The sequence below is a fragment of the Tildeniella sp. genome, from assembly GCF_059505325.1.
This window is the reverse complement of the sequence record NZ_JCACKI010000037.1, coordinates 1-3,966: the sequence shown is the minus strand read 5'-3', so window position 1 is coordinate 3,966 and position 3,966 is coordinate 1. Positions and strand designations below refer to the sequence as shown.

The 3,966-nt window shown below is 54.0% G+C and carries 4 protein-coding genes; all 4 read right to left on the bottom strand.

All coding sequences use genetic code 11. From position 1 onward, the window contains the following. A partial coding sequence (locus AC5JO6_RS14005) for a type IIL restriction-modification enzyme MmeI (RefSeq protein WP_496081681.1) occupies nt 1-831 on the bottom strand: 831 nt, incomplete at its 3' end. 149 nt (nt 832-980) lie between these two features. After that, the gene (locus AC5JO6_RS14000) at nt 981-1,139 is read right to left on the bottom strand and encodes a hypothetical protein (RefSeq protein ID WP_496081680.1); all 159 of its coding nucleotides are present in this window, start codon (nt 1,137-1,139) and stop codon (nt 981-983) included. Nucleotides 1,140-1,466: 327 nt separating this feature from the next. Next, entirely contained in the window at nt 1,467-2,525 is a 1,059-nt protein-coding gene (locus AC5JO6_RS13995; RefSeq protein ID WP_496081679.1) for an anthranilate phosphoribosyltransferase family protein, read from the bottom strand. Between the two features lie 88 nt (nt 2,526-2,613). Beyond that, a complete protein-coding gene (locus AC5JO6_RS13990; RefSeq protein ID WP_496081678.1) occupies nt 2,614-3,588 on the bottom strand; it encodes a LysR family transcriptional regulator in 975 nt (324 codons plus the stop codon). Between the last annotated feature and the right edge of the window lie 378 nt (nt 3,589-3,966).

Below are 3,966 nucleotides of genomic sequence, written 5' to 3'. Positions count from 1 at the left end.
CTCTTTTCCCTGGTAAGAAGGCACTAGGGGCTGATCCAGTTCCCCTTCTCCCTGGTAAGAAGGCACTAGGGGCTGATCCAGTTCCCCTTCTCCCTGGTAAGAAGGCACTGGGGGCTGATCCAGTTCCTCTTTTCCCTGGTAAGAAGGCACTAGGGGCTGATCCAGTTCCCCTTCTCCCTGGGGAGAAGGGGCTAGGGGATGAGGGCTTCTTTCCAACCGCTTCGATAGCTCCGCCAGATCTGCCGCCACCTCTCGCGTCACCTTCGCCGCTATCTTTTCAGGGTTGCGCGCCTGTGGATCGGTAAAGATGTCCACCAACAGAGCAAAGATGGCTTCCTTACGCAGATCCGTCAGCGCGATATCTTGACGCGCTCCATAGCCGCCATAATCCCCGTTGAAGCCTGTCCAAAGCTCAAAGTGATCGCCAATATCGCAGGTCAATAAAAACGGTGGCTTGTTAGATACATTGCGCGTGTAGGCGATCGCCTGCACAAACGCGGCTTCCATTGCCTTCAGGTAGGCATTCGTCCCACGTTTCGCTGTCCCCTTACCCGCTTGATCACTGCCCTGCTTTGCCTCAATCAGAAAGTGATCGGCTTTGTAGAAGTCAATATAGCCCGGTGTCTTCTTACCGCTGGGATGATAGATGGTGATGTGCTTGTCAAAACAGTACGGCACTGCTGCATCGCTGCCATTCACATTGGGGCGATCGACTCCCAGCGCATCACACAGTTCTCCAAAGAACATCTGATAGTTACCGCGTTCACTGCCGCTAGAGGTTTGCCAGCGGGTAATAAATTGCTCAATGCGGGCGACATCGGTTGGAGTCATGCAGGGCTTCCAGATTCGGGCAGTGAGGGGACGCGAGATTAAGCGTGGATGAGGCGATCGTCTACCACTTTATCCGTTCAGTATTCCCACTTATCTCTCCAACCTACAAACTCTGCTCCCGGACGGTCGAGGGTTTTGCCAGTCGATCGCTATGCAGGAGGCGATCGTGCTGAATTGAGTGCATCATCTAGCCGAGCTATCCTGCAACCGGGTTGAGTCGTCTCTGCGATCGGACGAGCCAGCTCTGAACTGGGTTGAGTGGTTAAATTACCTGGATGAGCAAGTGCAGCGCTCAGTCGAGTGAGCAAAAAGACTGCTCAAGCTGATGCTGAACCTGCTTAAGCAATCTCTGCACTGAGTCGAGTAGTCTTTGAGCCTGGTCGAGCGATCTTTGCACTGAGTCGAGTTGTCTTTGAGCCTGGTCGAGCCATCTTTGCACTGGGTCGAGTAGTCTTTGAGCCTAGTCGAGCTATCTCTGAACTGGGTCGAGTAGTTTTTGAACTGGCTCAAGCTACCCCAACAGTCTGAGCCGTGTGGCTCCAGCACTGCTTACCGCTGCGGATCACGCTCCAAGTATGGATTCATTCCAGAGAAGGGCGATTGCATTATTCAACCTTGGCATCACCAGTGGACGCTCAATGGGTTAGCTGAAGCGGAGCCGAAACTTGCTGAATGTCTTGTAGTTTTTGTAGGACTCGTCCTTCCATGAGCAGTTGTCTGGCTTCCTGTATGCCTGCCTCTAGCGAAGGGCGGCTACCACAGCGCCACAGATAGAAACCGCTGCTCCAAAGTGTAGACTGCATCAACTCGGAGGGTTGACCCTGTAGCACTGTTGTCATGGCTTCAATTAGACTGGGTGTTGCGTCCAGAGGGACATTCTTACCTTCAAAGCCATAGTCGCGCGGGTGCAAGTGCAGGCGCTCAAAACCGCTAGTCGGTGTACCGAAGCCGATGATGGCAGTGCGCTCTCTGGGTAGATCGCCGCTACCTTCCAGTCCTTTGACGCTGGTAAAGTGATTCACACCACGCTGCGCGATCGCCTCTTGAAACATGAGTTCTGTGGGTGGATGGACAAAGCCCGCTACCACATGAGCATCACCCTGATAAGGCGACCAGATAAGTTCCATCGTTGCCAGAGGTGGACGTTTACCGATCTGGTCACGATAGGGCACCAACCCATGCGCCAGCGGAAAGTGGGACGGCAAGTAGAGAAACCCTAACCCGGTTGCTGCTAAGACATGTTGCACCTGTGTGAGCGATAGTTGACTCCAATCCACACCCAAGCCCTGCCAAAAGTGGATCAGTGGTTCACCGTCTTTTGTGGGCATCCGATCGCCGCCATGCATGATGACAGGACAATTTGCCGCTGCCAGAATGAGCGCGATCAGAGGACTGAGTGGAGCTGTGCGCGATCGCCCATCGTAGGGTGCTCCCATCACCGTCACTGGCTGAGCAGCGGCGATCGGTTGCAAGCGTGGACCCAGTGCTTCGTAAGCATCCAGCATCCCTGCCAGCTCAGTGCCAGTCGGTCGCCGAATCCGATGGGCAATCATGAAGGCACCAATTTGAGCCGGGGTTGCCTCTTGTAGCAACATCATTCGGGTGGCAGCAGCGGCATCTTCACGGGTCAAAGACTCGCTGGTGTGAGTGCCGCTACCGACTTTGCGAAGCAGTTCTCTAAAGGCATGACTCATAATCTTGGCTCAATGAAAGCGATGTAGCACCTCAATTCTGAGCAGAAGTTCAGAGACGCTAACGTCTGTGTGGTTCGCCAGAATGCCATCATTTGACGCTGGCGATCGACAGCGGCAGCGCAATTTTGGGCGGTAACAAGTCTGACACGAGGTTGCAAAAGTGCTGAATTGGCGGAATTTGCAGTCGATCGCGCGTGGTTACCAGCACCACCTGACGGGTAAACGGTGGATCCGTGAGAGCATCAGCAATCATGCCATCGCTGTGAGCAACATTGGAACTCAGCGATCGTACTGCCAGCGTTGGATCAGCATACGCCTCCACCAGAGCCGTCTCTGGCAATAGCGCCACTAGTTCGCCTTGCCGGACTACGCCTCGAAAGGCATCGGGCGTGTTTAGTTCTAGCACGGCTCGTAACGTCGCTCCGCGTCGTTCAAACTGCTCCTGCACAATCCGCTGCATCCCGTAGCCATCTTTAAACACAACCTGTGGATATTTCACCAAGTCGTCCCAACGCACCGCTTCGTGTGCCGCAAGGGGATGGTTTGCTGCAATCAGCACTTTAATCGGCTCATCGTACAGTACCTGCACAACCATCTCTGGACTATTCATCAAAAAGCGATTGTGCATGACGATCGCCACATCCACTAACCCGTCTTTCAGCACCTTAAGGGAGCGATCGCTACCCAAGGCTGTCACACGCAGTTGCACATCAGGATAATCATGGCAAAACCGCTGTAATACGGGCGGCAGGTGATACGCGCAAATCGAGTGAATGGCTGCCACGCAGAGTTCCGGCTGCTTTCCCGCCAGCAAGTCGTCAAGGTCTTGAACCGCATTCAGCCACTCTTGACAAATCTTTTTAGCACGAGGCAAAAACCGATCGCCCGCGATCGTCAGCTTCGCCTGCGTTGTGCGGTGAAACAGCGAGATTTTCAACGCTGCCTCTAGACTCTGAATCTGCCGACTGATTGCCGATTGGGTCACGCCACAGCGCTGCGCAGCTTGTTGAAAGCTCCCCGTGTCCGCCACTGCTAGAAACGCTTGCAACTGCTCTAAGCGCATGAATTAAAAATGTAGTGAAGATCACAGCAAATACCTGAAGTGACCTTAACGGATTTGCTCCATCAGTTCGGTAGAGATTGATACAGCTAGTACTTGCAACAGGAGCTATCAGCTATCAGCTAGGAGCTAGGAGCTAGGAGCTAGGAGCTATCAGCTATCAGCTTTTTTTGACCGTCGATTAGTTAGCGCATTGAGTAGTGCCTAAAAGCCATCTGCCATCAATTTATGTCTAACCGCTGACCGCTGACCGCTGACCGCTAACCGCTAACCGCTGACCGCTGACCGCTAACCGCTAACCGCTGACCGCTAACCGCTAACCGCTGACCGCTAACCGCTGACCGCTGACCGCTGACCGCTAACCGCTAACCGCTGACCGCT

Coding starts and splice junctions, on each gene's coding strand:
- AC5JO6_RS13995 (WP_496081679.1), bottom strand. CDS start 2,525: ATGAGTCATGCCTTTAGAGAACTGCTTCGCAAAGTCGGTAGCGGCACT.
- AC5JO6_RS13990 (WP_496081678.1), bottom strand. CDS start 3,588: ATGCGCTTAGAGCAGTTGCAAGCGTTTCTAGCAGTGGCGGACACGGGG.